Source organism: Rhodococcus sp. 27YEA6 (genome assembly GCF_044908235.1).
Classification (GTDB): Bacteria; Actinomycetota; Actinomycetes; order Mycobacteriales; family Mycobacteriaceae; genus Rhodococcus_F; species Rhodococcus_F qingshengii.
In genome coordinates, this window is the sequence record NZ_JBIYCY010000001.1 from 879,561 (window position 1) to 903,547 (window position 23,987).

The 23,987-nt window shown below is 62.4% G+C and carries 24 protein-coding genes; 9 read left to right on the forward strand and 15 right to left on the reverse strand.

Annotated elements, in window-relative coordinates; all coding sequences use genetic code 11:
• Window positions 1-204: 204 nt before the first annotated feature.
• Together ABH939_RS04335 and ABH939_RS04340 are read left to right on the forward strand one after the other, a co-directional pair.
• Entirely contained in the window at window positions 205-1,098 is an 894-nt protein-coding gene (locus ABH939_RS04335; protein ID WP_003946389.1) for a universal stress protein, read from the forward strand.
• Window positions 1,099-1,174: 76 nt separating this feature from the next.
• On the forward strand, window positions 1,175-1,813 hold the full coding sequence (locus ABH939_RS04340; protein WP_003946380.1) for a response regulator transcription factor: 639 nt from the start codon (window positions 1,175-1,177) through the stop codon (window positions 1,811-1,813).
• Window positions 1,814-1,816: 3 nt separating this feature from the next.
• Here the strand turns inward: ABH939_RS04340 and ABH939_RS04345 are convergent, their stop codons facing one another.
• The 5 genes from ABH939_RS04345 to ABH939_RS04365 all read right to left on the reverse strand — a co-directional run bounded on the left by ABH939_RS04345 (window position 1,817) and on the right by ABH939_RS04365 (window position 5,962).
• Window positions 1,817-3,508, reverse strand: coding sequence for a GAF domain-containing protein (locus ABH939_RS04345; protein WP_042921348.1), 1,692 nt, complete (start codon window positions 3,506-3,508; stop codon window positions 1,817-1,819).
• A 27-nt stretch (window positions 3,509-3,535) separates the two neighbouring features.
• On the reverse strand, window positions 3,536-4,231 hold the full coding sequence (locus ABH939_RS04350; protein WP_214927461.1) for a hypothetical protein: 696 nt from the start codon (window positions 4,229-4,231) through the stop codon (window positions 3,536-3,538).
• Between the two features lie 19 nt (window positions 4,232-4,250).
• Window positions 4,251-4,583, reverse strand: a complete 333-nt coding sequence (locus ABH939_RS04355; RefSeq protein ID WP_003946336.1) for a cupin domain-containing protein — start codon at window positions 4,581-4,583, stop codon at window positions 4,251-4,253.
• A gap of 84 nt (window positions 4,584-4,667) precedes the next feature.
• Entirely contained in the window at window positions 4,668-5,159 is a 492-nt protein-coding gene (locus tag ABH939_RS04360) for a dihydrofolate reductase (RefSeq protein WP_404649370.1), read from the reverse strand.
• Between the two features lie 2 nt (window positions 5,160-5,161).
• On the reverse strand, window positions 5,162-5,962 hold the full coding sequence (locus ABH939_RS04365) for a thymidylate synthase (RefSeq protein ID WP_003946427.1): 801 nt from the start codon (window positions 5,960-5,962) through the stop codon (window positions 5,162-5,164).
• An 86-nt stretch (window positions 5,963-6,048) separates the two neighbouring features.
• On the opposite strand from ABH939_RS04365, the gene cobF reads away from it, so the two are divergent.
• The 4 genes from cobF (at window position 6,049) to ABH939_RS04385 (ending at window position 10,158) form a co-directional block, all read left to right on the forward strand.
• The gene (gene cobF, locus ABH939_RS04370; protein WP_058226076.1) at window positions 6,049-6,789 is read left to right on the forward strand and encodes a precorrin-6A synthase (deacetylating); all 741 of its coding nucleotides are present in this window, start codon (window positions 6,049-6,051) and stop codon (window positions 6,787-6,789) included.
• A gap of 76 nt (window positions 6,790-6,865) precedes the next feature.
• Window positions 6,866-8,032, forward strand: coding sequence for a GGDEF domain-containing protein (locus ABH939_RS04375; RefSeq protein WP_223304416.1), 1,167 nt, complete (start codon window positions 6,866-6,868; stop codon window positions 8,030-8,032).
• A 43-nt stretch (window positions 8,033-8,075) separates the two neighbouring features.
• Window positions 8,076-9,251 carry a diguanylate cyclase domain-containing protein gene (locus tag ABH939_RS04380; protein WP_404649371.1) on the forward strand — a complete coding sequence of 392 codons (1,176 nt, stop codon included), beginning with the start codon at window positions 8,076-8,078 and terminating at the stop codon, window positions 9,249-9,251.
• Between the two features lie 40 nt (window positions 9,252-9,291).
• Window positions 9,292-10,158, forward strand: a complete 867-nt coding sequence (locus tag ABH939_RS04385; protein ID WP_404649372.1) for an Fpg/Nei family DNA glycosylase — start codon at window positions 9,292-9,294, stop codon at window positions 10,156-10,158.
• Here ABH939_RS04385 and ABH939_RS04390 read toward each other — a convergent pair.
• Window positions 10,151-11,026, reverse strand: coding sequence for a LysR family transcriptional regulator (locus tag ABH939_RS04390; RefSeq protein WP_007727651.1), 876 nt, complete (start codon window positions 11,024-11,026; stop codon window positions 10,151-10,153). The genes ABH939_RS04385 and ABH939_RS04390 overlap by 8 nt on opposite strands.
• Before the next feature lie 72 nt (window positions 11,027-11,098).
• Between ABH939_RS04390 and ABH939_RS04395 the strand changes: the two genes are divergently transcribed.
• Complete coding sequence (locus ABH939_RS04395) at window positions 11,099-12,331, forward strand: MFS transporter (protein ID WP_042921334.1); 1,233 nt, start codon at window positions 11,099-11,101, stop codon at window positions 12,329-12,331.
• 30 nt (window positions 12,332-12,361) lie between these two features.
• Here the strand turns inward: ABH939_RS04395 and ABH939_RS04400 are convergent, their stop codons facing one another.
• The 6 genes from ABH939_RS04400 to ABH939_RS04425 form a co-directional block, all read right to left on the reverse strand.
• Window positions 12,362-13,141: a DUF427 domain-containing protein gene (locus ABH939_RS04400; protein ID WP_047272578.1), complete on the reverse strand. Its 780-nt coding sequence runs from the start codon at window positions 13,139-13,141 to the stop codon at window positions 12,362-12,364.
• A 57-nt stretch (window positions 13,142-13,198) separates the two neighbouring features.
• A complete protein-coding gene (locus ABH939_RS04405; RefSeq protein ID WP_003946395.1) occupies window positions 13,199-13,675 on the reverse strand; it encodes a nitroreductase/quinone reductase family protein in 477 nt (158 codons plus the stop codon).
• Between the two features lie 199 nt (window positions 13,676-13,874).
• Complete coding sequence (locus tag ABH939_RS04410; RefSeq protein ID WP_007727645.1) at window positions 13,875-15,668, reverse strand: DEAD/DEAH box helicase family protein; 1,794 nt, start codon at window positions 15,666-15,668, stop codon at window positions 13,875-13,877.
• Window positions 15,668-16,528, reverse strand: coding sequence for an SDR family oxidoreductase (locus ABH939_RS04415; RefSeq protein ID WP_007727644.1), 861 nt, complete (start codon window positions 16,526-16,528; stop codon window positions 15,668-15,670). The genes ABH939_RS04410 and ABH939_RS04415 overlap by 1 nt, the downstream gene beginning before the upstream one ends.
• A gap of 59 nt (window positions 16,529-16,587) precedes the next feature.
• Window positions 16,588-17,490, reverse strand: coding sequence for a dihydrodipicolinate synthase family protein (locus ABH939_RS04420; RefSeq protein ID WP_404649373.1), 903 nt, complete (start codon window positions 17,488-17,490; stop codon window positions 16,588-16,590).
• 33 nt (window positions 17,491-17,523) lie between these two features.
• Window positions 17,524-18,309 (reverse strand): aldolase, encoded by a 786-nt coding sequence (locus ABH939_RS04425; RefSeq protein WP_030534888.1) that lies wholly within the window; start codon window positions 18,307-18,309, stop codon window positions 17,524-17,526.
• Between the two features lie 166 nt (window positions 18,310-18,475).
• Between ABH939_RS04425 and ABH939_RS04430 the strand changes: the two genes are divergently transcribed.
• Together ABH939_RS04430 and ABH939_RS04435 are read left to right on the forward strand one after the other, a co-directional pair.
• On the forward strand, window positions 18,476-19,066 hold the full coding sequence (locus tag ABH939_RS04430; protein ID WP_003946400.1) for a helix-turn-helix domain-containing protein: 591 nt from the start codon (window positions 18,476-18,478) through the stop codon (window positions 19,064-19,066).
• Complete coding sequence (locus ABH939_RS04435; protein ID WP_003946354.1) at window positions 19,063-19,488, forward strand: hypothetical protein; 426 nt, start codon at window positions 19,063-19,065, stop codon at window positions 19,486-19,488. Before ABH939_RS04430 ends, ABH939_RS04435 begins: the two co-directional genes overlap by 4 nt.
• Before the next feature lie 7 nt (window positions 19,489-19,495).
• Here the strand turns inward: ABH939_RS04435 and ABH939_RS04440 are convergent, their stop codons facing one another.
• Genes ABH939_RS04440 through ABH939_RS04450 form a run of 3 tightly spaced genes read right to left on the reverse strand, consistent with a single transcriptional unit; the run spans window position 19,496 to window position 23,933 of the window.
• Window positions 19,496-20,968 carry a carboxylesterase/lipase family protein gene (locus tag ABH939_RS04440; RefSeq protein ID WP_404649374.1) on the reverse strand — a complete coding sequence of 491 codons (1,473 nt, stop codon included), beginning with the start codon at window positions 20,966-20,968 and terminating at the stop codon, window positions 19,496-19,498.
• A complete protein-coding gene (locus tag ABH939_RS04445) occupies window positions 20,965-22,494 on the reverse strand; it encodes a carboxylesterase/lipase family protein (protein ID WP_404649375.1) in 1,530 nt (509 codons plus the stop codon). The genes ABH939_RS04440 and ABH939_RS04445 overlap by 4 nt, the downstream gene beginning before the upstream one ends.
• A 29-nt stretch (window positions 22,495-22,523) precedes the next feature.
• The gene (locus tag ABH939_RS04450) at window positions 22,524-23,933 is read right to left on the reverse strand and encodes an NAD(P)/FAD-dependent oxidoreductase (RefSeq protein WP_030534884.1); all 1,410 of its coding nucleotides are present in this window, start codon (window positions 23,931-23,933) and stop codon (window positions 22,524-22,526) included.
• Window positions 23,934-23,987: the final 54 nt, after the last annotated feature.

The window sequence follows — 23,987 nt, forward strand, 5'->3', positions numbered from 1 at the left end:
TCGAGTAGCCAGGGTTTGCGTGCGAATCCGGCACCGGTGGCCTCGTTGACGCCCGAAAGGGATGTTGGCGGGGCCGTTGCCGCAGTCCACCCGAACACCCAATGTCCGATTCGGGACTCGCGTCGGCTGATGAATCCTTTTTGCCGTCATTGGGCAATAGTGTGAGGGCGAAGAGATTCTGTGGTCGATTGTGGAGGGACGAACATGAGTGCAACCAAACCCGTCGTCGTAGCGGTAGACGGTTCGGAATCGGCGTCGTCGGCTGTCGTCTGGGCGGCGAGGACGGCAGTGGCGCTCGGTCGACCGCTCCACATCGCGACGGTGGTGCACATCCCAGCCTTCTACTACTCCGAGCCTTACCTCGCCGAGAGCTTCAAGGACGAACTGCGGCGCACTGCCACCGCTCGTCTGGACAGCGCACAGATCCTCGCGCGGCAAAGCATCGACGACGACCTCGAGATCGTCACCGAACTACTCGACGGCAGCGTCTCCGATCGCCTGATCGAATTGTCCAAGGGCGCGTACATCATTGCGCTCGGCCCTCGCGGGCACGGCGAATTCACCGGATTGGTCGTCGGTTCTGCGACGGTCTCGGTTGTCTCGCACGGCGAATCTCCGGTTGCAGTTGTCCGAGGACGGACGCTCGACGGTCGGCCGCCGACCGAGGGCCCCGTCGTCGTCGGTGTCGATGGATCCGAAAGCAGCATCGAGGCAGTCGAGCACGCTTTCGAGCAGGCCTCCGCGCGGGGCGCCACCTTGATTGCCGTCAACGTGTGGAGCGACGTGAGTGTGCAGCCCTCGTTGGGCGCCACCCCCGACGACCCCCTGTGGAGCAGCATCCAGACGGGTGAGGAAGTTGTCCTCGCCGAGCAATTGGCCGGATTCACCGAGCGTTACCCGGACGTCGTCGTCGAAAGAGTCGTCGCGCGTGACCGTCCGGTCCGAGTCCTGAGCGAATACGCGGAGACGGCGCAGTTGATAGTCGTCGGCAGTCGCGGGCGCGGCGGATTCGCAGGAATGCTCCTCGGATCGACCAGTCGGGCGCTCCTGCACACCGCGGATTGCCCGGTTCTCATCGTCCGGCACGTCAACAAGTGAAGAGAATGCATTCCATGAGTTCTGAGTCCACCGTCTCCGGTACCGTTCGACGTGAGATGTCTTTTGGAGGGGTTCGATGACAACGCGGATATTCCTGGTCGACGATCACGAGATCGTCAGACGCGGATTGTTCGACCTACTCGGTGGGGTCGAGGACTTCGTGGTGGTGGGCGAGGCGGCGTCCGTGGGGGAAGCGCTGGCCGCGGTACCGCAGAGCAACGCCGACGTCGCTGTTCTGGACGTACGCCTGCCTGACGGCAACGGCGTCGAACTGTGCCGAGAACTCCGCTCGATGCTTCCCGACCTCCGCTGCCTGATGCTCACGTCGTACGCCGACGACGAGGCGTTGCTCGACGCGATCATGGCGGGCGCCTCGGGATTCGTCCTCAAGCAGATTCTCGGAACCGATCTGGTCGCTGCAGTCCGCACAGTCGGGCGCGGCGGTTCACTGCTCGACAGTCGTGCAACCGAGGCGCTGATGCAGCGGATCCGCAGCGACCGTACAGCTGATCCGTTGGCCGAACTTTCCGATCAGGAGCGAGCAGTCTTCGACCTCATCGGAGAGGGGCTCACCAACCGGGAGATCGGCGCGCGATTGTTCCTCGCGGAGAAGACGGTCAAGAACTACGTGACGCGTCTGCTCTCGAAGCTGGGCATGCAGCGTCGTACTCAGGCTGCGGTGCTGGCGACCGAAATCCGTAGCGGCAGTCGCTAGGATCTAACGACCGGATTTCGGTCGATTCGAGTTGGTGCGACCGAGCGGTACTCGCCAGAGCAGGCGTGCACCGCTCGGATCGTGATTGACGATCGTGCACGTACCGCCGCAATGTTCGGCGCGGCGCTCCAGATTGTGCAGTCCACTCTTGTGGAAGTCGGAGGGGAGTCCGACGCCGTCGTCCTCGATCGTGATCGCAAATTCGACGTCCGCGGTGACAGCGATGGTGATGTGGCGTGCGTGTGCATGCCGAAGGACGTTGCTCAACCCCTCACGCAGCACGGCTTCGGCGTGCTGGTGGATCCCGGGATTCACCAGAGTGTCGATGGCGCCGGAGAATTGGACGCTCGGGGTCACCGCGGACTGTGCGGTGGCGTCGCCGATGACATCGAGGAGGCGTCGGCGCAGGCTCGACGAATCGGTGGCCGTCGGAGTCTGCAGATCGAAGATGGTTGTCCGAATCTCGCGGACTGTCTTGTCGAGCTGTTCGAGGGATCGTTTGACAATCGCGCGCGCCGACTCCGGGAGGGTCTCGTCCGGAAGCGTGCTCTGCAGGCTCATTCCGCTCGCGAACAGTCGCTGGATGACGTTGTCGTGCAGGTCTCGTGCGATGCGGTCGCGGTCGGCGAGAACGGACAACAGGCGTTGCGCCTTTTGTTTCTCGTCGAACTCGATTGCAACGGAGCCGAGTTCGGCCATCGACTCGATCCGGGTCAGTTCGTCGTGATCCCAGTGTGTGTTGGTGGAATTCGACGCCACGATGACCGCGCCGACTACACCCGAGGCGACGCACATCGGTGCCACGACCGCACTCCCAGCCGACGGCACCAGTTCGGTGAGTGCGCCTAAAGTGGTGAGTACCTGTAGCTTTCGAGTGCTCCGCACCACGTCGAACGGATAAGTGGTCGCCGGGATTCTGACTCCACGTGACGTGGTCCGGGCGCTGGCCGCGGCGTGAACCTGTGCGTAGCCGTTCTCGCAGATCACCACGATCACGTCGTCGACGCCGGTCAGGTCCCGAACGCGACTGGCAAGAAGTTGCAGGCCGTCCTCGAGCGAGTCACCGGCCAGCAACCGCGAGCGGATGGCAGATGTTGCGGTGAGCCATCTTTCACGAGTTCGTGACTGCTCGAACAGTCGGGCGTTTTCCACAGCGATACCGGCTGCGATGGCGAGGGCTTCGAGAATGACCTCGTCTTCCTGGGTGAACTCGGCCTGTCCCCGTTTCTCGGTCAGGTAGATGCTTCCGAACACCTTTCCCCGCATCATGATCGGCGCTCCGAGGAAGCTCTCCATCGGTGGATGATTTGCGGGGAATCCCACCGATTCGGGATGGTCGCCGAGATGGGCCACACGCAAAGTCTGCGGGTGATTCATCAGAACACCCAGCACGCCATGGCCTTCGGGGAAATGTCCCATGGTCGCGCGTTGGGACCCGGAGATTCCCTCGTACACGAATTCCGAGAGCCCGCCCCCCGGCGCCGCGACCCCCAGGGCGCCGTAGCGGCAATCCAGAACCGTTGTCGCAGAGGTGATGATCCGTTGAAGCGTCAGGTCGAGGTCCAGGCCGGAGCCGACCACCAGGACCGCCTCGAGCAGGCGGTGGAGTGTCGGTATGTCGGCATTGGAATCGCCCAGGCGGTCGAGCAACTCGCCGAACGTACGTGCCGGACTGTGACCCGAAGCTTCGACCATGGTCGAAGCATATCGCCTCACCGAACGTCAGCTCTCCTGGCGGCGACCTTCCCACCACGACGACCAGTGATGCTTGATCTCGTCGAACTCGTCATCGCTCAGGTCGTAGGTGGTCAGCAGGATGGACATGCCTCCGTCGGGCCGCTGCGCCGTCACCGACTGGGTGGCGACAGACAGCAGGCCAGGGCCGAGATCCTCGACTGTCAACCCGAATTGGTGGTCGGTGACGTAGTCGACGACGCCTTCGAAATAGTCGCCGGGAGCGATTGTCACCGCGTACCGACTTCCCGCTTCCAATTCGATTTCGGTGAACCCGAGGACGCTTGCCACGTTCTCACCGGGGAGCAGAAGGCCGTCGAGATAAATGGTTTTACGCTCGGCCAGTCCGTGGTGCTCCACTGCGAATCTGAGCAGCTGGAGGAATGTCGTCCAGCCCTCGGTGATGTCGTCGTACCAGTCGTCGTCGGCAGATTTGGCCGGCCGATCGATGCGGACGACCGTCTTGCCGTCCTGTTCGCGAAGTGAGAAACGGTCACCGTTTCCGAGTTTCAGCGTCAACGCTTCGGGGTCGGCCTCAGCGGTGGAGTAGATCTGGTTGATTTCGTCGTCGAGTCCGTCGTACTCCCAGCCGAACCAACGTCGAATCAGCGACGGGTCGCGCAGCGCGGGCCAGAGTACGGACGGGGCTGCGACGATGGACACTTCGATCACGGTTTCGCTCACGCGGAAGACGCTACCGATTTCAGCCCTTCATGGCGACGGTCAGTAGAAATGCAACGTCTTCGAGCGCTTCGACGCTGTGCCGGTCGGCCGGGACGGTCAGGAAATCACCCGTGGATCCTTTCCACTGGTCGCTCCCACATACAAGATTCAGCTTCCCGCTCAGGACCAACAATGTGGCTTCGCCCGGACTGTCGTGTTCGGCGAGGCTCTTGCCGGCGCTCAGCGCGATCACCGTCTGTCGCAGGCTGCGCTGGTGGCCACCGTAGACGGTTTGTGAACTGCGACCGCTGGTCGCCGAGCCCGCCAGTTTCAACTGTTGGCGAGCGAGAGCGGTCAGTGACTTCTTGTCCATCGAAGACCTCTCGGAAGCGGTGAATGTCCTTCTTGGAGTATGACCGACTCACTCGCGAGGTGCCTCGTTATCGGCGGAAGTCGGTCAGCGCGTGTACTCCAACCAGCGGAAGCGCAGGCCGCTCTTCTCCGAGGTCTGCCAGGGCTCGTCGGATTTCAGGTTCCATTCGGGGCCGATCTCGGGAGCAAAAGCATCACCGGCGATGTCGAGGTCGATCTCGGTCACCATTAGATGCGTTGCGAATGGCAGTGCAGCCGAATAAATTTGCCCGCCACCGACGACGAAGACGTCACCGTCCGGCAACGCCAGGGCGTCGTCCAGACTGCGGACCACCTCGGCGCCTTCGGCGTGCCATTGCGGATCGCGTGTGACGACGATGTTCCGACGCCCGCTGAACGGACGGAACTTCGATGGAATGGAGTCCCAGGTGCGCCGCCCCATGATTACCGGATGGCCCATGGTGACGCGTTTGAAGTAAGCCATGTCCTCGGACACGCGCCACGGGATCGAGTTGTCGGCGCCGATGACGCCGCCGTGGGCCTGCGCCCAGATGAGGGTGACTGTGCGATCGGTCATCGTCAGACCGCTACCGGGGCTTTGATCGCGGGGTGGTGCTGATAGTCGACGATCTCCACGTCCTCGAAGGTGTAGTCGAAGATGGAGTCGCGCTTGTTCAGCTTCAGGGTCGGCAACGGCAGCGGTTCGCGGCCGAGCTGCTCGGTCACCTGGTCGACGTGATTGTCGTAGATGTGGCAGTCGCCGCCGGTCCAGACGAACTCGCCGACGTCGAGTCCGGCCTGCTGGGCCATCATGTGGGTGAGCAGCGCGTAACTGGCGATGTTGAACGGAACGCCGAGGAACATGTCGGCGCTGCGCTGGTACAGCTGGCAGGAGAGCTTGCCGTCGGCGACGTAGAACTGGAAGAAAGCGTGGCACGGCGCCAGGGCCATCTGCGGAATGTCGGCGACGTTCCACGCCGAAACGATGATCCGCCGCGAATCGGGGTTGGAGCGCAGAGTCTCGACGGTCTGCGTGATCTGGTCGATGTGCTCGCCCGACGGGGTGGGCCAGCTACGCCACTGGACGCCGTAGACGGGGCCGAGTTCACCGTTCTCGTCGGCCCACTCGTCCCAGATGGAGACGCCGTGCTCGTGCAGCCACGCCACGTTGGAGTCGCCGCGCAGGAACCACAGGAGTTCGTTGACTATCGACTTGAGGTGGACCTTCTTGGTGGTGACGAGCGGAAAGCCGTCGGCAAGATCGAAACGCATCTGGTGACCGAAGATGCTGCGGGTGCCGGTTCCGGTTCGATCGGATTTGGCGGTACCCGTCTCCATGACGAGCCGGAGGAGGTCTTCGTAAGCAGTGGAGACAGTCACGGGAATCAGTCTAGGGCCTGCCCTGCTGTGCGCCTTTATTAACCTCCGGCGGTTAATAAAGGCGCACGGCAATATAGCCTCGGCACATGCGCGAACTCTTGGTGATCGGTATCGGTGCTGGTGATCCCGACCAGGTGACGGTTCAGGCGATCAAGGCTATGAACAGGGCCGATACCTTCTTCATCATCGGAAAGGGTGACGAGAAGCAGGCCCTGGTCGACTTGCGCACCGGCATTCTCGACGAGCACGTTCACCTCGACTACAAGGTGGTCGAGATCACGGACCCGCCGCGGGACCGAACCCCCACCGATTACGAGGGGGTTGTCGAGGACTGGCACGAGCGTCGGGCCGCGAAATTCGAAGCGGAATTCGCGGCCGAACCTGGCGTCGGCGCGATTCTCGTCTGGGGTGACCCTTCTCTCTACGACAGCACTCTGCGGATCGTCGAGCGCGTGCTCGCTCGCGGGAGAGTTTCGTTCGACTACTCCGTCATCCCGGGAATCACCAGCGTGCAGTCGCTGGCTGCACAACACCGGATCGTCCTGAACCGAATCGGCGAACCCATCCACGTCACGACCGGCCGCAAACTGGCCGAGGGATTGCCCGACGGCGTGGACAATGCCGTCGTGATGCTCGACGCGCATTGCACCTTCACGCAGGTAAGCGAAAACGACGCCGAGATCTGGTGGGGCGCGTACCTCGGGACCCCGGACGAGGAGTTGATTTCCGGCAAACTGCGTGACGTCGAAGATCGGATCGTCGCTCGCCGGGCGGAGTTGCGTGAGAAGCACGGTTGGATCATGGATACGTACCTCGTTCGGCGCTGACAACCGACCCTGAATTTGCCGCCTCGATCCTGCCCTCTTGATCCCGAACGACGGTCTGCGCACCTATGATCTGCGCATGACATCGTTCGGGCAGGACCGACTGCAGTCGATTCTGCCCGCGCCACGTGGCCGTGAAAAATCAGCTGTGAAGTCGGCTTTCGACCTTCTGGTTCAGTGGTATCGGCGTCCTGATCAATTCGACAGTTTCAATCGATACCTCGCCACGAAGGGCCTGGAGCTAGCTGTCCGATTGCTGGTCATCGGCTCGCTGACGACGGTCATCATTGCGATGACTCTGCTGCGCTTCAGCGACGCGGGCGTGCACAACCACGTCACCAGCGTCGTCAACGCCGTTATCATCGCCGTCACGATTGCGGTGATCGTGCTCTTCTGCCTTCTGCCCGAAATCACGCGTCGGTGGTCGTACTTCTTTGTCGCCTACTGCGAGGTCGGCGTATTCGTCGGTGTGTTCTTGAACAACGACCCTTTCATCGGGTTGATCCAGTGTGTGCTCTTCGTACTGATCGGTGGTTACATCGCGTACTTTCACAACGCGAGACTCCAGGCGGTTCACATCGCGCTGTCCATCGTGGTTCTGGCAGTGGTCGGCCGAAAGGTTGCGGTCTACGCGGATCCTGCGTTGGCCACCGCACTGTGTCTGATCATCGCCACCGGGATCGTGGTCATCCCGTTCGCCTGCCAGTTCGTCCTCTCACTTCTCGGCTCCGACGCGGACAGTTCGGATGTGGATCCGTTGACAGGGCTTCTGAATCGGCGCGGGCTGCAGCGAGCTGTTGTCGAAATGGGGGCGACGGGGCATGCGTCGAGCAAGTCGTCGTATGTCGTCGCGATTGTCGATGTCGATTCGTTCAAGAGCGTCAACGACTCACAGGGGCACGAGGAAGGCGATCTCGTACTTCGCCAGATTGCTGATCGACTGCGGTGGTGCGGCGGCGAGAAGGCGCTCTTCGCCAGATTCGGTGGGGACGAGTTCGTGTTGGTAGACACGATAGACGTCGGCGCAGCGCCTGCGTTCGAAGACAATCTGCGAAGGCACTTGCGAATCGACGATCGTGATCCGGTAGTGACCACCAGCGTCGGAGTCGCGATCACCTCTGCCGAATGGTCGTCGATTATTTCCGACGAGGAGTTGACGGAACTGTTTCGAGTAGCCGATGCCTCGATGTACCGCGCGAAGGCCGCCGGCGGCGATCAGGTTGTGATGTGGGACGGCAAACAGTGAAAATTGTCTGATTGCGGGGAGTTGACTGGATTACCCTGACCCTATGGAATCTGCCGAGAGTGTTGAGCGTTCGGACGCCGTGGCGTCTCGACGACCGCTCTCGGGTCCCGCGTTCCGGCTGATCTCTTCTCAACTTGTCGATTGGTATCGGCGTCCGGACCAATTCGACACCTTCAATCGCTATCTCGCGGACAAAGGGTTGACCGTCGCCTCGCGGTTTCTCGTCGTCTGCTCGTTGGTGCTGGTCACCGTGATCATGTTCCTCACTCGCTTCAGTCCACAGGGACCGACCACTTCGCACGCGCGCACCGCGAACGCAGTCATCATGGTCATAACCGTGATGATGGCCGTCGCCCTCTCGACGAGGCGCAATCTCTCCCGTTCCTGGTCTTACGCCTTTGTGCTCTACTCGGAAGTGGGAATAGCGGCCGCAATGCTGCTGTACTCCAATCCACTTGCAGCACTGGCACACGCCGTGATGTTCTCGGTGATCGGCGGATACATCGCGTTCTTCCACAATGCTCGAATACAGAGCCTTCACATGTTGTGGGTATTCGTCGTGGTCATCGGCATCGTGACACGTACGGCGGTGGTCGAAAACGATGTGGATGCTCCGGTTCTGGTCGCGTTGGTAGTACTGGTCGGCGCGGCAATCTACGTGATTCCCTTTGCCTGTCAGTTCATTTTCTCCATCCTCGGCACCGACGCGTTGAACTCGCAATTGGACCCACTGACCGGACTGCTCAACAGGAGGGGACTGGCCGACGAAGTGCGACTGTTGCTGGAGCGGTCGTACACGCACTCGGCGCTCTTGGTAGTCGCCGCCGTCGACATCAATCGATTCAAGGCCATCAACGACGAGTACGGACATACCGTCGGTGACGCCGTGATCGAAAAAGTCGGATCGAGACTGGTCGAATGCGCCGGCCCGGCGGCCTTGATCGCACGGATAGGCGGCGACGAGTTCGTCATCGTCGATTCGGTCGATCAACGCTCGTTCCATCGACTCGAACATGAGCTACTCCGTTCGACGATCACCTCGCCCGATCATCCCGAGGTGGCGATGAGCGTCGGAATCGCGAAGATCGCAGGGCCTTTCGAATCAGCGGATGATGCGCTGGTCACCTACCCGACTCTGCTGCGGCGAGCGGATCGGGCGATGTACTCCGCGAAGGCACGCGGTGGGCATTCGGTGGTGCTGCAGACGGAAACGGACTGAGCGCGCTGTGAGTGTCCGTGGTCGGCGTTAGTCTGTTGCCATGCCTGAACTACCCGAGGTGGAAGCGCTGGCAGGGTTCCTTCGTCAGCACGCGGTCGGCGCAGTGGTGGGACGCGTCGACATCGCTGCATTGAGTGTGCTCAAGACCTTCGATCCGCCGATCACCGCTCTGCAGGGGCGTGACGTCACGGGCGCCGCCCGCTTCGGGAAGCATCTGGCTCTGGATTGCGACGGGTTGTGGTTGGTCACGCATCTCTCCCGTGCCGGCTGGATGCGCTGGCTGGACAATCCATCGGCGACGCCGCCGAAGCCGGGGAAGGGGCCGTTGGCGCTGCGCGTTCATTTCTTCACACCCGAAGGGTTGACGCCGGCATTCGATCTCACCGAAGCCGGCACCAAGAAACGCCTCGCCGTCTGGGTCGTGAACGATCCGCAGGAGGTTCCGGGCATCGCCCGGTTGGGGCCGGACGCGATGGCCGTGACCGAAGCCGAGTTCGCACAGATTCTGGGCGGAACGTCGGCGCGGATCAAGAACTCGATAGTCGAGCAGTCGTTGATCGCCGGTATCGGGAACGCCTACTCGGACGAGATCCTCCACACCGCGAAACTCTCGCCTTTCGCGACCTCGTCGCGGCTGACGCCGAATCAGATTTCGACGTTGTATTCCGTGATGCGATCTACGCTGGCCGACGCGATCGAGCGTTCGGAAGGTCAGGACGCGGCCCGGCTCAAAGGTGAGAAACGCTCGGGGATGCGAGTGCATGCTCGTACCGGACTTCCGTGCCCGGTGTGCGGTGACGTCGTACGCGAAGTGTCGTTCGCGGAGCGCTCTTTTCAATACTGCGCGACGTGCCAGACCGGCGGTAAACCGTTGGCGGACAGGCGAATGTCGAAACTGCTCAAGTAGCGAACTGCGCTGCGAGTAGTTCGACGAACTCGCGGGCGAGCGCCGACGAATGGGTGGGTTCGGTGATTGCGTGGACGATCCGATGCGGCGCATCGGTGATCGGAATACAGACCAATTCGGGGTGCAGGGCGCTCATGGACTGGGGGAGCAAACCTACGCCCAGGCCGTTGGCGGTCAGTGAACAGATCAGGTCTACCGAGTTGGCTTCAAGTGTTTTTCCCCGAGGGACCTGTGATTCGGCGAAGGCTTGGTCGGTTTGGACACGGGCCTCGCTGCCGGAGGCGAAGTCCACGAGAGTGTGATCGCGTAGGTCTTCGAGCCTGATCGACGAAGCCTGGGCGAAGGGATGGTCAGGAGCAACGAACGCTGCGGTGGGTTCACTCCACAGCGGTGCGGCGGCAAAGCTCTTGGGTAGGCGACCTGCGGCCAATCCGACAATGCCGACGTCGATTGCACCGGACCGGACTCCCTCGATAACTACTTCACTGCCGTACGGTCGCGCGGTGATGTTGATTGCAGGGTGGCGCCGTGTCAGATCTGCCAGCGCGCGTCCGACGTCGACGCGCCCCGCCGAGGTGATGGTGCCGACCGTCAACCGCACTTGCTCGTTGCTCCGTGCCGAGACATCACTGACGAGTCTCGACACGGCGCCGAGTACCTCGCGGGAGCGGGCGACAAAAACCTCGCCTGCAGCAGTCAGGCCGACGTTTCGGCTGTTCCGGTTGAACAATTCGACTCCCAGTTCCTTTTCGAGGTCTCTGATCTGGGCACTCAAGGCGGACTGGGAAACGTGCAACCGCGACGCTGCTCGGCTGAAGTGTCTGTCTTCCGCGACTGCCAGGGCGTAGCGGATGTGACGTAGTTCCATTGCACCAATCTATCGTTTCTGGAGATAGATCATGCATATCTATCTATTAGACGCGCGTCGGTGTAGGCGGTCATGCTTGACGACATGATTTCAAGCGACGCGCGTCCGAGGCTCGGACTACCGATAGTGCTGCTGATGGCTGCGGCGACGGGCCTGTGCGCGGGCGGTAACTATTTCAACCAGCCACTCCTCGATTCCATCGCAGATCACCTGAATGTGTCGGCCTCCGCAGCGGCCGCGACGGTGACCATCGCGCAGGTCGCGTATGCACTCGGATTGATACTTCTGGTTCCGGTGGGCGACATGGTGGACCGACGCAAGCTGACGGTAGGGCTCATGCTGCTGGCGGCGACCGGTCAAGCGGTCAGCGGATTTGCGCCCAACTTTGCCACGCTGGCAGTGGGAATCGCTGTCGCTGGAGTCTTTTCGGTCGCCGCCCAGGTGCTCATTCCGTTTGCCGCCTCACTGGCCGAACCTGAGAGGTCCGGTCAGGTGGTCGGCACGATCATGAGCGGACTGCTGATCGGAATCCTGCTGGCGCGCAGCGTTGCCGGCGTCCTCTCCGGACTGGGAGGTTGGTCGACGGTATACAAGGTTGCGGCGGTGCTGATGGTGGTGATGGCCGTGGCATTGTGGCGATCTCTGCCTTCCGATTCCGCAGATCGCCCGAAGGCAAGCTACCGCGCAACGCTCGCTTCGGTAGGGAAGTTGGCTGCGACCTTGCCGCGCCTGAGAACCCGATCGGCCATGGGCGGACTGGCTTTTGCTGCTGTCAGCACCGTCTTCACGACGATGGCCTTTCTTCTGTCCGGCGAATTCGGCTACAGCGACACTCAAATCGGCTTGGTCGGACTACTCGGTGTGGCGGGAGCTTTGATGGCGACGGTGGCGGGCAGACTGGCCGATCGGGGATTGGGTCAGCTGGCGACCGGCGGCGCCATCGCGATTCTCTTGGTGTCGTGGCTTCCCTTTGTCGCCGGTGCCACCCACGTGGTGTGGTTTCTCGTTGCCATCGTCCTTGCCGACCTCGCGCTGCAGGGAGTGCACGTCAGCAACCAGAACGTGATCTACGCCCTTGTCCCCGAAGCACGTTCGCGTGTGAATTCCGTGTACATGACCACCTACTTCGTCGGTGCTGCCGTGGGCTCGGCGGTGGGGTCAGTGGTGTGGAAGTCGTACGGCTGGAACGGAGTATGCATCGCCGGGTTGGTCTTCTCCGTTGCAACGGCGATGGTGTGGGTGCATGATCGCCGACTGGAGACGGCTGAACTGCGAATCCCGGAATCCCCTGTTGCAGTGGGGTAGGCACCCACACCTTCTCGGCTCCAGCACCTTTCAGATTTCGGCACCGTCCACCAGGATCTTGCCGACGCGTTCGGGATAGAACGACACGTGGTCGTCGATCCCGGACGCTTCGGCGGTAGTGAACGGATAGAACCACGCCAGATCCTCGATCGGAGCGAGTTCGGTTGTGCCGGTGAACGACAGATACGACGCAGTGCCCTTGTAGGGGCAGGCCGTGGTGGTCGGGGACGGCGCAAAGTACTCGCTGCGAACGTCGATTCTCGGAATGTAGTACCGCGTGGGCAGTCCGGTTTCGAAGAGCAGTCTGGGTCGTCTCGTCTCGGCGACCAGTACGTCGCCGACAAAGACCTGGACGTGGCGGGACGAGGGGAGTGCGTCGATACGTACGTATGGATCGCGGGCGTGGACAAAGACCTGTTGATCCTCCTCGTACCAGGCGTCCATGCGATCCCAATAGAATGCGACGTACTCACTCAGATCCAGGGAACCGTCGAACTGTTCAGGGTAGGTCCAGACGGCGTCCTCGGCCCGGCGATCCCCGATCTCGATCGTCCAGTAGGTGGCGTCACCTTTCCATGGGCAATGGGTGGTCGTCGACGTCGGGACGAGGAATTCGGTACGAACGTCCGCGAGGGGGATGTAGTACATCGGCAGGCGGCCGCGTTCGAAAAGGTATACCGAACGAGTGGTGTCTGCGACGGCGTGACCAGCGAAGAAGGCTCGAATTCGGCGGGGGTTCGGCTCCAGTGCGATCCGCCCGTTGGAAGCTGTGATCTGTGTGTCTTCTGCGTGAGTCAGTGCTGTGGACATTCGCGAATGCTCCTGAGATCGGCAGGGTGGTCCTTCCCATCCTGCGCCCGGCAGCAGTTATTTGACAGGTTGGAGTCGAAATACGCGGATCTGGCGCCCGAATGCTCGATCGGCGTAGGTTTCGTACGGCGGCCACGTGGTGGTCGCGAGCTCCCACAGTTTCTTACGCGTGGCGCCCTCCGCCAGACTCGCACCGACCGGTATTTCGACGCCCTTCACTGTCACGATCGCGGTGGGGTTTGCCATCAAATTGAGTGTCCATGCTGGATGCGTATCCTGCCCCCAGTTCGAACCGACGACGACAAACGCATCGCCGTCGGGTGCGTACAGGAGTGGCGTGGTTCGAGAACGGCCGGTCTTACGGCCCGTCGTGGTGAGCAGTAGCTGAGTCACGGTGTTCTCTCCGACCAGCGAGAGCTTGCCTCCCGACACTCTCTGCACTGCTCGATCGAGCGGAACCAGATCCTTGCCGAGATCCGAGAACCATTGTGTATGGCCGACATTGCGCATCAATGACCGGTAGATATTGCGCATCGGACCCCTCGCATTCTCGGCACTGTTTCGAGGCTGGTGCACCTCGACTCGGAAGAGTCTGCCACGTCAGGTCACAGATACCTGAGTCCCAAGGTCCCGAAAGGAATGAAGCGGTCAGCCGAATTCGGTTTTGGTGGAGTGGAATTGGGGCATACCGCCGAAACCGTTCGTTTGTGCGCGTTGGACGGTCGTTGGAAGATCAACCCTCCGAGGTCAAGACATCAGGCTCTAGCCACTCGACGCCGAGCAGTTCGGACAGCGACCGCAGACCGGATCGATCACCACCTTTCAGACCTGTGACCGAATTGAGATTGCGCAACATGACCGTGGCGACGTCCTCTTCCTTGGTGCCCACGCCGAAGGGTATGACCCACGGGCACGTCTGGTAGTCGCGATGCGACCGACCGAACGTCTGTTCTGCCGCGATCCCTGAGTAGCGCGGTTGATGAAAGATTCCCGTCCGTGGCAACGGGGACGCGTGAGTGCCGTCCGGGAGTGCTTCGTTGGCATGGAGCGAGATCGAGGTCGTGACATTGAAGACGATGACCGGTGCGTCCCCGCGTTGAAACCGCAGACGTTGACCCTCCTTGTCCGGCACCGCACCGAACAGTTTTGCCACCGAGATCCCGGCGTCTTCGATCATCTCGACCAGTGGATCACCTGCCGTGGAGACGAATTCGACGGCCACCAACACCTGCTTGCCTGCCTTGACCTGCGCCTGCGCCCACTGGGCCGTCGACTCGGCGCGGATCATGCCCGCTTTCTGTCGGTAGCGCAGAACCAGCGCACGGCCGCGCGCGATGTTGCGACTCTTGCGGGCCAATCCCATTTCGTAGGCGTACTCGGCCCACTCCGTCTCGTACTCGGCGCGCTGGGCATGGGTGAGGTCGATCGGCATACCGTCGAGCGGAACGGGTCCCCACGGAGTCGGTCGATGAATCATCAAGGGCGGTTTGCTGTTCGACATCCACCCACGCACGGTCTCGAGCGCGCGAGATTGCAGCGCAGGTGATTCCTTCGCCTCTGCGCTCCACGTCCACTTCCCGTAGGACTTGTCCAGCGGAAGGCCGGACTCGACCAGCCTGGCGCCCAGGTCGGACCAGTACTCCGAAGGTTCTGAATGCAGCTGCGCGAAAAGCGGTGCCAGGTAACGCTGATCGGCCGGCGTGTGTCCCGGTGTTGCTGTCACGGACAGGACGAACGGCGCTTGCTCGTGAGCATTCGAAAAGCGCGCGACCTTCTCGAATGCGGCCGTGCGCTGTGTGTCGTTGCTGTACAGCTGGGCCTCGTCGGCAATCACCACACCGAACGTGTACTTGGGGCGGCCGTTTCGCGCGATCAGCTTCTTCAATTGGTCAGGCGACATGATCAACCAGCGGAATCCACCGTCGCCCACCGAGGCGATGGAATAGCGCCAATGCGGAATGGTGATCTGTGCGGGTCGATCGACGAGGACGAGGATGTTGGTTTCGCCGCGCTCCTCGGCAATCGTCTTGGCAGACATCACTGCGATCAGCGTCTTACCCAGGCCTGCATTGTCTGCCAACAGAAACCCGCGTTTGCCGGCGCGAGCGGCATCGACGACGGCTGCAGCCCCCGAAACCTGCTCGGGCCGAGGAATTTTGGGTGCAGCAACGGGACGTTCACCGGTGCTGTCATTGATGTCGTCCTCTACCCACTGCTGATAAGAGAAGGGGAGTGCCTTGAATGGAGCGAGTTCTACGGGCAACTCCGTACCGACCCACGCGTAGCTCTTCCATTTCTTGACGAATTGCGCACCAGGCGCCGGCGTCCGAAAGGGAACGTCGAGGAGCCAGACTCTCTCACCAGGGCCGGCAGTCGGCACATCCGGCATCGTCGCGCGTGAGCTCTTCTTTGCGACAGTCTTCTTCGGGGCGGTCTTTCTGGTCGTGTTCCTCTTGGGTGCAGCCTTCTTCGGTGCAGCCTTCTTTGCGGCAGCCTTGCGTGCCGTGGTTGCTTTGCGTGGTGGCATCAGGCGGTTTCTGCTGTGAGGAATTCACGCAGCGTGAGCGCAGGCCGGCCGACAAGGTCCTCCACGGTGCCCGTGATCAGCGCCAATTCACCCTGCGCGATTGCGGTGTACGTCGACACCCATGCGTCGAGTTCCCAAGCGGGTGCGTTGTACGACGCCCGCGATTCGTAAGCTTCCTCGAGCGTTTCCTCGACGTACGTGGTTCGCTTGCCGGTGACTTCGGTGATGATGCTCGCGGCCTCGGAGAGCGTCAGTGCCTCCCGTCCGGTCAGGCTGTACGTCTGTCCGACATGAGAATCCAGATCCTGCAGAACCGACACAGCGACGGCAGCAATGTCGGAGCGCGCTACCGCGCCGACGAGACCGTCCCCTGCGGGTCCGCGGATCACACCGTCTTCACCGGCGAGAGCGGGTAGGAAATCGAGGTAGAAGCTGTCGCGCAGGAAGGTGAATGCGAGCCCGGAAGCGCGGATATGTTCTTCGGTGACCCAGTGATCGCGAGCGAGCGTGAACGTCGCGTCCGGAGCAGCGCCGAGGAAAGACGTGTACACGATGTGCCTGACCCCGGCCTCCGCTGCGGCGTCGATGAAGGTGCGGTGCTGATCCAGACGATCTGCGCTTTCGGCCGCCGAGACCATGAAGAGGGTGTCGATTCCGGCCAGAGCCGCGAGAGCGCGCTTCTGATCCCCATACGTGGTCTCGGCCGAATCGGCACCGGGGAGCTGCGGTAATCGGTTGACCGACCGTGCGATCAGCCGCTGCGGGACACCGGCGTCGGCCAACGACCGGGCCACCAGTCCGCCGATATGACCGGTCGCGCCGGTGACGGCGATCCTCGCAGACCGTGAATCTACGGACATGGTGCCCCTCCTTCGGTCGGTGTGCATCCCATCTTGCCGGAACCCACTCCCACGTCAGGTCACGACGCGACGATTACACCGCGAGCCGCCGACAGAGCGTCGGACAAAGCTGTCCTGGTGTTGTCGTCGAGGGACAGCAGGGGCCGGCGGGGAAGGCCGGCGTCGACGCCGAGAGATTCCAACCCGGCTTTGACCGTCGACGGCAGTCCGCGACTGACGAGGACCTTCAGTAGCGGCTCGATCTGTTCGAACACAGCGGCGGCACCCGACCGATCACCGGATTCGAGTAGACGCCAGAAGTGCACCACCTGTTCGGGGGCCAGACACGGGGCTGCCGTGCACCATCCGCTTGCACCGGCAGAGAAAGATTGCAGTGCAAGAGGATTGCTGCCGTTGAAGAAGGGGATCGTGCCACCGCTCAGTTCGTTGATGCGGTTCATCCGGGTGATGTCGCCGGTGGATTCCTTGATCATCATGATGCCGTCGACGGTGGAGACGAGATCGACGAGAAACTCCGGCGACATGTCGATCCCGGTGGTGGCCGGATTGTTGTAGATCATCGTGGGAATGTCGACGGAATCGGCCACCGCGGTGACGTGTTCACGAATCTCCTGCTCACCCAGATGCCAGTACGACGTGGGGAGGATCATCATTGCGTCGGCTCCGGCGTCTGCCGCGATCGATGCTCGGCGGAGTGCTCCCGCCGTCGTCAGATCCGACACTCCGACGACGGTGGGGACTCGGCGGTCGACGTAGTCGACAGTCTCCCGAGCGACCGTCTCCCACTCTGCATCGTCGAGATAGGCGCTCTCGCCGGTACTGCCGAGTGGGGCTATCGCGTCGACACCACTGCTGATCATGCTGTCGAGGAGCGTGTGTAGCGGCTTGGGGTCGAATGCTCCGGTGTCCCGGTCGAACGGGGTGATGGGATAGGCGACGATTCCCTTGATGGTGCTGCTCATGAGGCTCTCAGTTCTGTTGGTGGGAAACAAAAGTCAGTTGGTCAGTGTGTCGGGATGATTGCGGAGAGCGCGACGGGCGTAGTAAGCGAAGTTCGCCTCGCTGCGCCGAGGAGTCAGTGTCCAATCGTGTGCCTCCTTCGCCAGGCGAGGCGGTAGCGGCTTGATGTCTCCGGCAGCCATCGCCAGCAACTGCAGTCTGGCCGCTCGCTCGATCAGATGCCCGAGAGAGCATGCCTCTTCGACCGTGTTGCCGACGACGAGTTGGCCGTGGTGGGCGAGCAGAATTGCCCGCTTGTCGCCGAGTGCAGCCGAAATGATCTCGCCCTCCTCGTTTCCCACGGGAACCCCGGGCCAGTCGGCGAGAAATGCGCAGTCGTCGTAGAGCGGCGCGATGTCCATTTGGGAGACGACGAGGGGAATCTCGAGCATCGACAGCGCCGTCGCATGTAGCGGGTGTGTGTGGACGATGCAGTTGACGTCGGGTCGTGCGCGGTAGATCCAACTGTGGAACCTGTTGGCGGGGTTCGGCATGCCCTCCCCGTCGAGGACTTCGAGATCCTCGTTGACGAGCAGGAGGTTGTCCTCGGTGATCTCGTCGAACCCGAGGCCGAGTCGCTGTGTGACAAACGTTCCTGGCTGCCCACCGCGGGCGGAGATCTGTCCGGCAAGGCCGGAGTCGTGGCCGGCGTCCGACAGTGCCCGGCAGGTCAGTGCGATCTTCTGTCGAAGAGTCCAACTACCTGTCGTTACTTCGGTGAGCATCTTCGTCTCGGCGGTGGCCATGAGTTCCTGCTTGCTCGCATGCATCGTGTCGGTCATGGGGTGTGCCTTTCTCGGGACCCGGAAATCAATGACATTCAGTCACCTATAAGACACAAAGTGTCATATAGGACGGAAATGCGCAACCCTCGATTCCTGCATCGCTGATCGCCGCAGGTCAATGTATTGGTAGGGTGATGACACAAAGTCTCGTGAGGGGAACCGAATGGCAGCGTTTTTGCGAACACATCGGCGTCGCGCCGGTCTGACGCTCGAGGGCCTGGCCGAGCAGACCGGTCTGACGAAGAGCTATCTCTCCAAGGTCGAGCGGGGTATCAGTACCCCGTCGATCGCGGTGGCACTCAAGATTGCGCGTGTGCTCGACGCCGATGTGGGGCAACTGTTCTCGGACAGTATGGAGGGAAATGCCATGACGATCGTGCGCGCGAAGGACCGCGTGATCGACCCGGCCAACTCCGTGCAGTCTTCCGTCTACGATCCGATCGCGCCCTCACTGGTCGGAAAGGCCATGCAGCCGTTCGTGGTTCATCCGGCCTCGGTGATGGGTCCCAAGTTCATGGACCACACGGGAGAGGAGTTCGTGTTCGTGCATTCCGGATCCGTAGAATTCGAAATCCCCGGGCAGACGATGCACCTCGACGCCGGCGACAGCTTGTACTTCGACGCGAATACGCCGCACCGGATGCGGTCGGTGTCGGCGGATCGTGCGGTGGTGCTGGTTGTCGTCTACGACAAGCCTTCGGCTGGATCACCCAGCGGTGACTCGCTGGAAACGCACTGCGGGGTGGGCAGATGACGCTGGGGATCGACACGACACTGACGCTTCTCGCGGCCGGTCTGATCTTCCTTCTCTCCCTGTGCCTGGGAATCTGGAAATACCGACAGATGGCCACTTCGGACAATCACCTCGCCCATCCGTATGTCGACATCGCACACCGCGCTGCCCTGATGTACTCGTTTGCGACGCTGCTGATCGCGGTGTTCGTCGAACTCAGTGCGTGGCCGACGTGGATCAACCTGACCAGTGCCGCAGTGGTCGTGTTCTTCTTTCTCGCAGCGATATTCAGCTACATCGCTCACGGTGCGATGAAGGACACCGACAATCAGTTCGAGTCCGCCGGTCCGCCCCTGCACCTCGGGATGTTTCTGCTGATCCTCGGTGAGGTGGGCGGATTTGCCGTCCTACTCGCAGGTTTCGTGAAAGGTCAGTTCTTCTGATCGGGCTTCAGCGCCTGTGCTCGTAGCCGATCCAAGCCCGTCGACGCTCACCCATCGGGTCGTTCTCCACTCGGGACGTCTCGTCGAAGATCATTGTTTGCCGCTCCGGTACGGAGTAGGCGGGCCAATCCCGGTCCGGCACTCCGTGGCGGGCGAAATGGATCCAGTGGCGCTGCATGGTGGAGGTCACCGCAGTCAGTCCGCGGCGCCCACCGACCGCGGTCAAGGCCGCGGTGAGTGCATCCGAACGCCCGAAGACCGCAAGCAATTCGGTGGCGTGGGTAGCGCCCATGCCGACGAGTCTGAGCAGGCGAGGCGCAAAATCGTAGCGGTAACTGTAGGTAGGAGCTACCTGGCAATGACCCTGTGCGCAGAGTATCGCGGGCTCCCAGAACGTGATGTCGCCGCCGAGATCTGCGGCAGCAAACCGGTGCGGATACGTGGGATACGCCGCGAGCGCACGTGCTTTCACTTCAGGGGTGGTGTGGGAGAACATCTTCTCGATCCGAACCGGGTCGGTAGGCAAGATGTCGAGAACGCGCGGGAAGATTCTTCCCTCGTGGAGATTCGAACCGACGAGCAGCGGAACGGGGTGGGCGCGTCCGGCGGCGAACACGTCGAGCGGGTGTTCGGGAAGGACGTCGTCACCCACCACGGGGGCAAATGCCCGCGTTCCGGGTTCTTCGTCCGCGCCGCGGCGCGCAAGTTCTTCGCCGGCAGCGACCAGGTCCTTCACCGAAGCGGAGCGCAGCCACGATCCCGGAACGGTATCTGGAGCCTGTGCGATCTCGAGGAACTCGCGTGCCCAACGGTGCGCTCGCTCTTTTCCGTATGCCGAAGCAGCCGGCGGACTTTGAGCGATGGCCCGGGCGAACAGCCCTCGTGCCGCCGGCGTTGCCATCAGAGTGGTGACCGCGTTGGCGCCGGACGATTCACCGAAGACGGTGACGGCGTTCGGGTCGCCGCCGAAAGCGGCGATGTTGCGTTGGACCCACGTCATCGCGGCGATCTGATCGCGCAATCCGAGGTTCGTCTCGAATGATCTTTCCGCAGTGGAATATTCACTGAAATCGAGGTAGCCCAACGCGCCGAGACGATATTGGATCGAGACGTAGACGATGTCGCCACGTTCGACCAGGCTCGTTCCGCGGTACATGGGCGTCGACGGATTCCCGCCGTTGTACGCGCCGCCGTGAATGAAAACCATGACCGGTCGCAACGAATCCGACGGTACCTGCGGGGCCACGACATTGACGAAGAGTGAGTTCTCGTCGAAATTGCTCTTGCGCTGCGGAGACGGAGAGCCGAATGCTTCCGCCGGGCGGACACCATGCCAAGCCTCGACCGGCTGCGGTGCGCGAAATCTCCAAGGACCGGTCGGGGCCGTTGCGTAGGGGATTGCTCGCCAGGTGCGCAGTCCTCGATCGAGGCGCCCGCGTACGACCCCGGAATCGAGAGTGATCTCGAGGGGGCTCGTCACGGTAGGGAGATGTCGGTGCCGTGGCTACGGTAACCGCTGTATCCCGCCCAGGCCAAGCGTTGTTCACGTCTGGGATCGTTCTCGACGCGGACGATCTCGTCGAAGATCATGGTCCGACGCTCCTGCCCCTCGTAGCGCGGCCACGATCCGCGCGGCGAGCCGTGCTCGGCGAAGTGAAGCCAGTGTCCCTGAACAGATTCGGTGACTGCGCGCAGTCCGCGTCGACCGCCGGGAAGGGTGAGGCCGCGCCCGACAAGGGTGTCACCGATGCCGAAGACTGCAAACATCTCGAATCCGTGTGTGGCGTCGAGGCCGAGCCAGCGCATCATCGTCGGCGCGAAGTCGAATCGGTAGGCGTACGTCGGCGCCGATTGTGCGTGCGCTTGCATCAACTCCACGGACGGGTGCCAGAACGTGACGTCTCCGCCGACGTCGATCGCGGACTGCTCGTCCGGGTAGCCGGGATAGGTCGCGAGGATGCGCTTCCCGGCCTCGGGATCGGTGAGGGCAAACATGGTGTCGATGCGCGACGGGTTGGTCGGAAGTGCGTCGAGCACCTTCGGGAACAGCGTCCCCTCCCGTCTGTTGGTGCCGATGATCATCGGCACCTGGTGTGCCGATCCTTCTTTGAATGCGTCCAAGGGGGAGCGGCGGAGGAAGTCGCCGTCGACGACCGGTCCGAAGGGATGTAGTCCAGGTGTGTTCGCGAGTACCTCGGCGCCCAGTCTGCTTCCGGCTCTGCCCAATTCGACGGCTGTCGCCGAGGTCAGGGCCTTCGCGGGTGGTAGGCCGGAATTGAGGATCTCGACGAAACGCGCGCCCCAGGCATGCGATCGCTGCGTGCTCGAGACCAGATCCGGAGCCGAACTCTCGGCGATAGCGCCGGCAAAGAGTCCCTTGGCGGCCGGAGTCGCCATCAGGGTGGTGACGGCGGTGGCTCCGGCGGATTCACCGAAAATCGTGACTTTTTCAGGATCCCCACCGAAGGCGGCGATGTTGCGTTGCACCCACTGCAGGGCCGCGACCTGATCGCGCAGTCCGAGGTTGGAGTCGAATACGCGCTCGGATGTGGAGAACGGGGTGAAATCGAGGTAGCCCAGAGCGCCGAGTCGGTAGTTGATCGAGACGTAGACGACGTCGCCGCGTTCGACGAGGGACACGCCCGAGTACAAGCCGGTGGCCGAGGTCCCGATGGTGTTTGCCCCACCGTGGATGAAAACCATGACGGGACGCGGAGTATTGCCGGTGTTCGCGGGGGCGAGCACGTTGAGCGTCAGGCAGTCCTCGCTGCTCGGCTGGTACTTCCCGGGCGCGAGCAACAGCCCCTTCTTGTGTTGGACAGACGCGTCGCCGAACCTGATCGCGTCGCGTTCTCCGGTCCACGGCGTGACCGGCTGTGGTCGCGTCAGACGCAGTGTTCCGACCGGCGGCCGGGCGTAGGGAATTCCGCGCCAGGCACGAAGTTTTCCCACCCGGCGGCCGCGCAGGGTGCCGTCGGCCGTGGTCACAAGTATGTCGGACGCCATGTCGCGACTATACGTACTTCGGGAGCGCGTCAGCGGCGAGCCTCCAGCAATCGAAGCCAGACTTCACTGACCGTCGGATACGAGGGCACCGCATGCCAGAGAGTTTCCAGTGGTACGGCGCCGACGACCGCGATTGTCGCCGCATGCACCAGCTCGGATACTTCGGGCCCGGCGAAGGTAGCGCCGAGGATCACGTCGGTGGCCTTGTCGATCACCAACTTCGCGCGCCCCGAGTAGTCGTCGCGCAGCAGCGAAGATCCCGCGACTGCGAGTTCGATCTCCACGACTTCGACGTCGTAGCCGTCGTCGCGAGCTTTCTTCTCGGTGCGTCCCACCCAGGCGATTTCGGGTGAGGTGAACACCACCTGGGGGACCTGTCCATTGTCCGCCGACGCCGTGTACCGAGGTCCCCTGAGTCCGCGGCTCTCGGCCCGCGCGGCGATGACGTCTCCGCAGACTCTCGCCTGATACTTGCCCATGTGGGTGAGGGGAGAACGACCGTTGATGTCGCCGACGGCGTAGAGCCACTCACCTTGGGCACAGAGGTGATCGTCAGTGGTGACGTACTTGCCGTCCTCGAGGCCGATGACGGACAAGCCGAGATCGGCAGATGTCGGCCCGCGGCCCGCCGCGACGATGACCTCGTCGACTTCGATCACGCCGGACGATGTCTCGATGCTGACGGGTCCACCGTGGATGTGACCTTCGCCGGTGTCCTTGGCATCGGGGCGTGAGACCGAGTTGACGGCAGTGCTCAGTCGAACGTCCACACCGCGGGCACCGAGTGCTTCGGCCACCATCGTTCCGGCAAACGGTTCTGCTGATTTCAACAGAGCATCGCCCCTCACGAGCAACGTCACGTGAGCGCCGAACGACGACAACCACGTTGCGCACTCAGTTGCGACCACTCCGCCGCCGATGACCGCCACTCGCGACGGAACCTCGTGCAGGTTGGTGGCGTCGCGCGAGGTCCACGGGAGTGCCTCGCGCAATCCCGGTGTCTTCGGGACGGTGGCGGTCGTTCCCGTGGCGAGTACGACGGCACGGCGGGCACGGAGCTTACGGGTCCCGTCGACGGTCACTGCTCGCTCGCCGTCGATGACCCCGTGGCCTTTGATCACGGTGATGCCCGCGGAGGTTGCCCAGTCGACCTGGGACGAGTCGTCGTGGTTGTGGGTGAACGAGTCGCGCCGTTTCAGAACGGCATCGACGTCCAGCGGTCCGGCCGGGATCCCGGGCAAGGCGTCGGCCGCCTCGAGGACCTGCCCCGGGCGCAGTAGTGCCTTGCTGGGCATACAGGCCCAATACGAGCATTCACCGCCGACCAGTTCGTGTTCCACGATTGCGGCGGTGCGATTACTTCCGGCGATGGCGTATGCGGCGGCGTTCTCGCCGGCGGGTCCACCGCCGATCACGATGACATCGAATTCGTCGGTCATTGCTCCACGGTATGTCGGATCGGTCCGAGTTCGCTCGGTTACCGCCGGGTACGA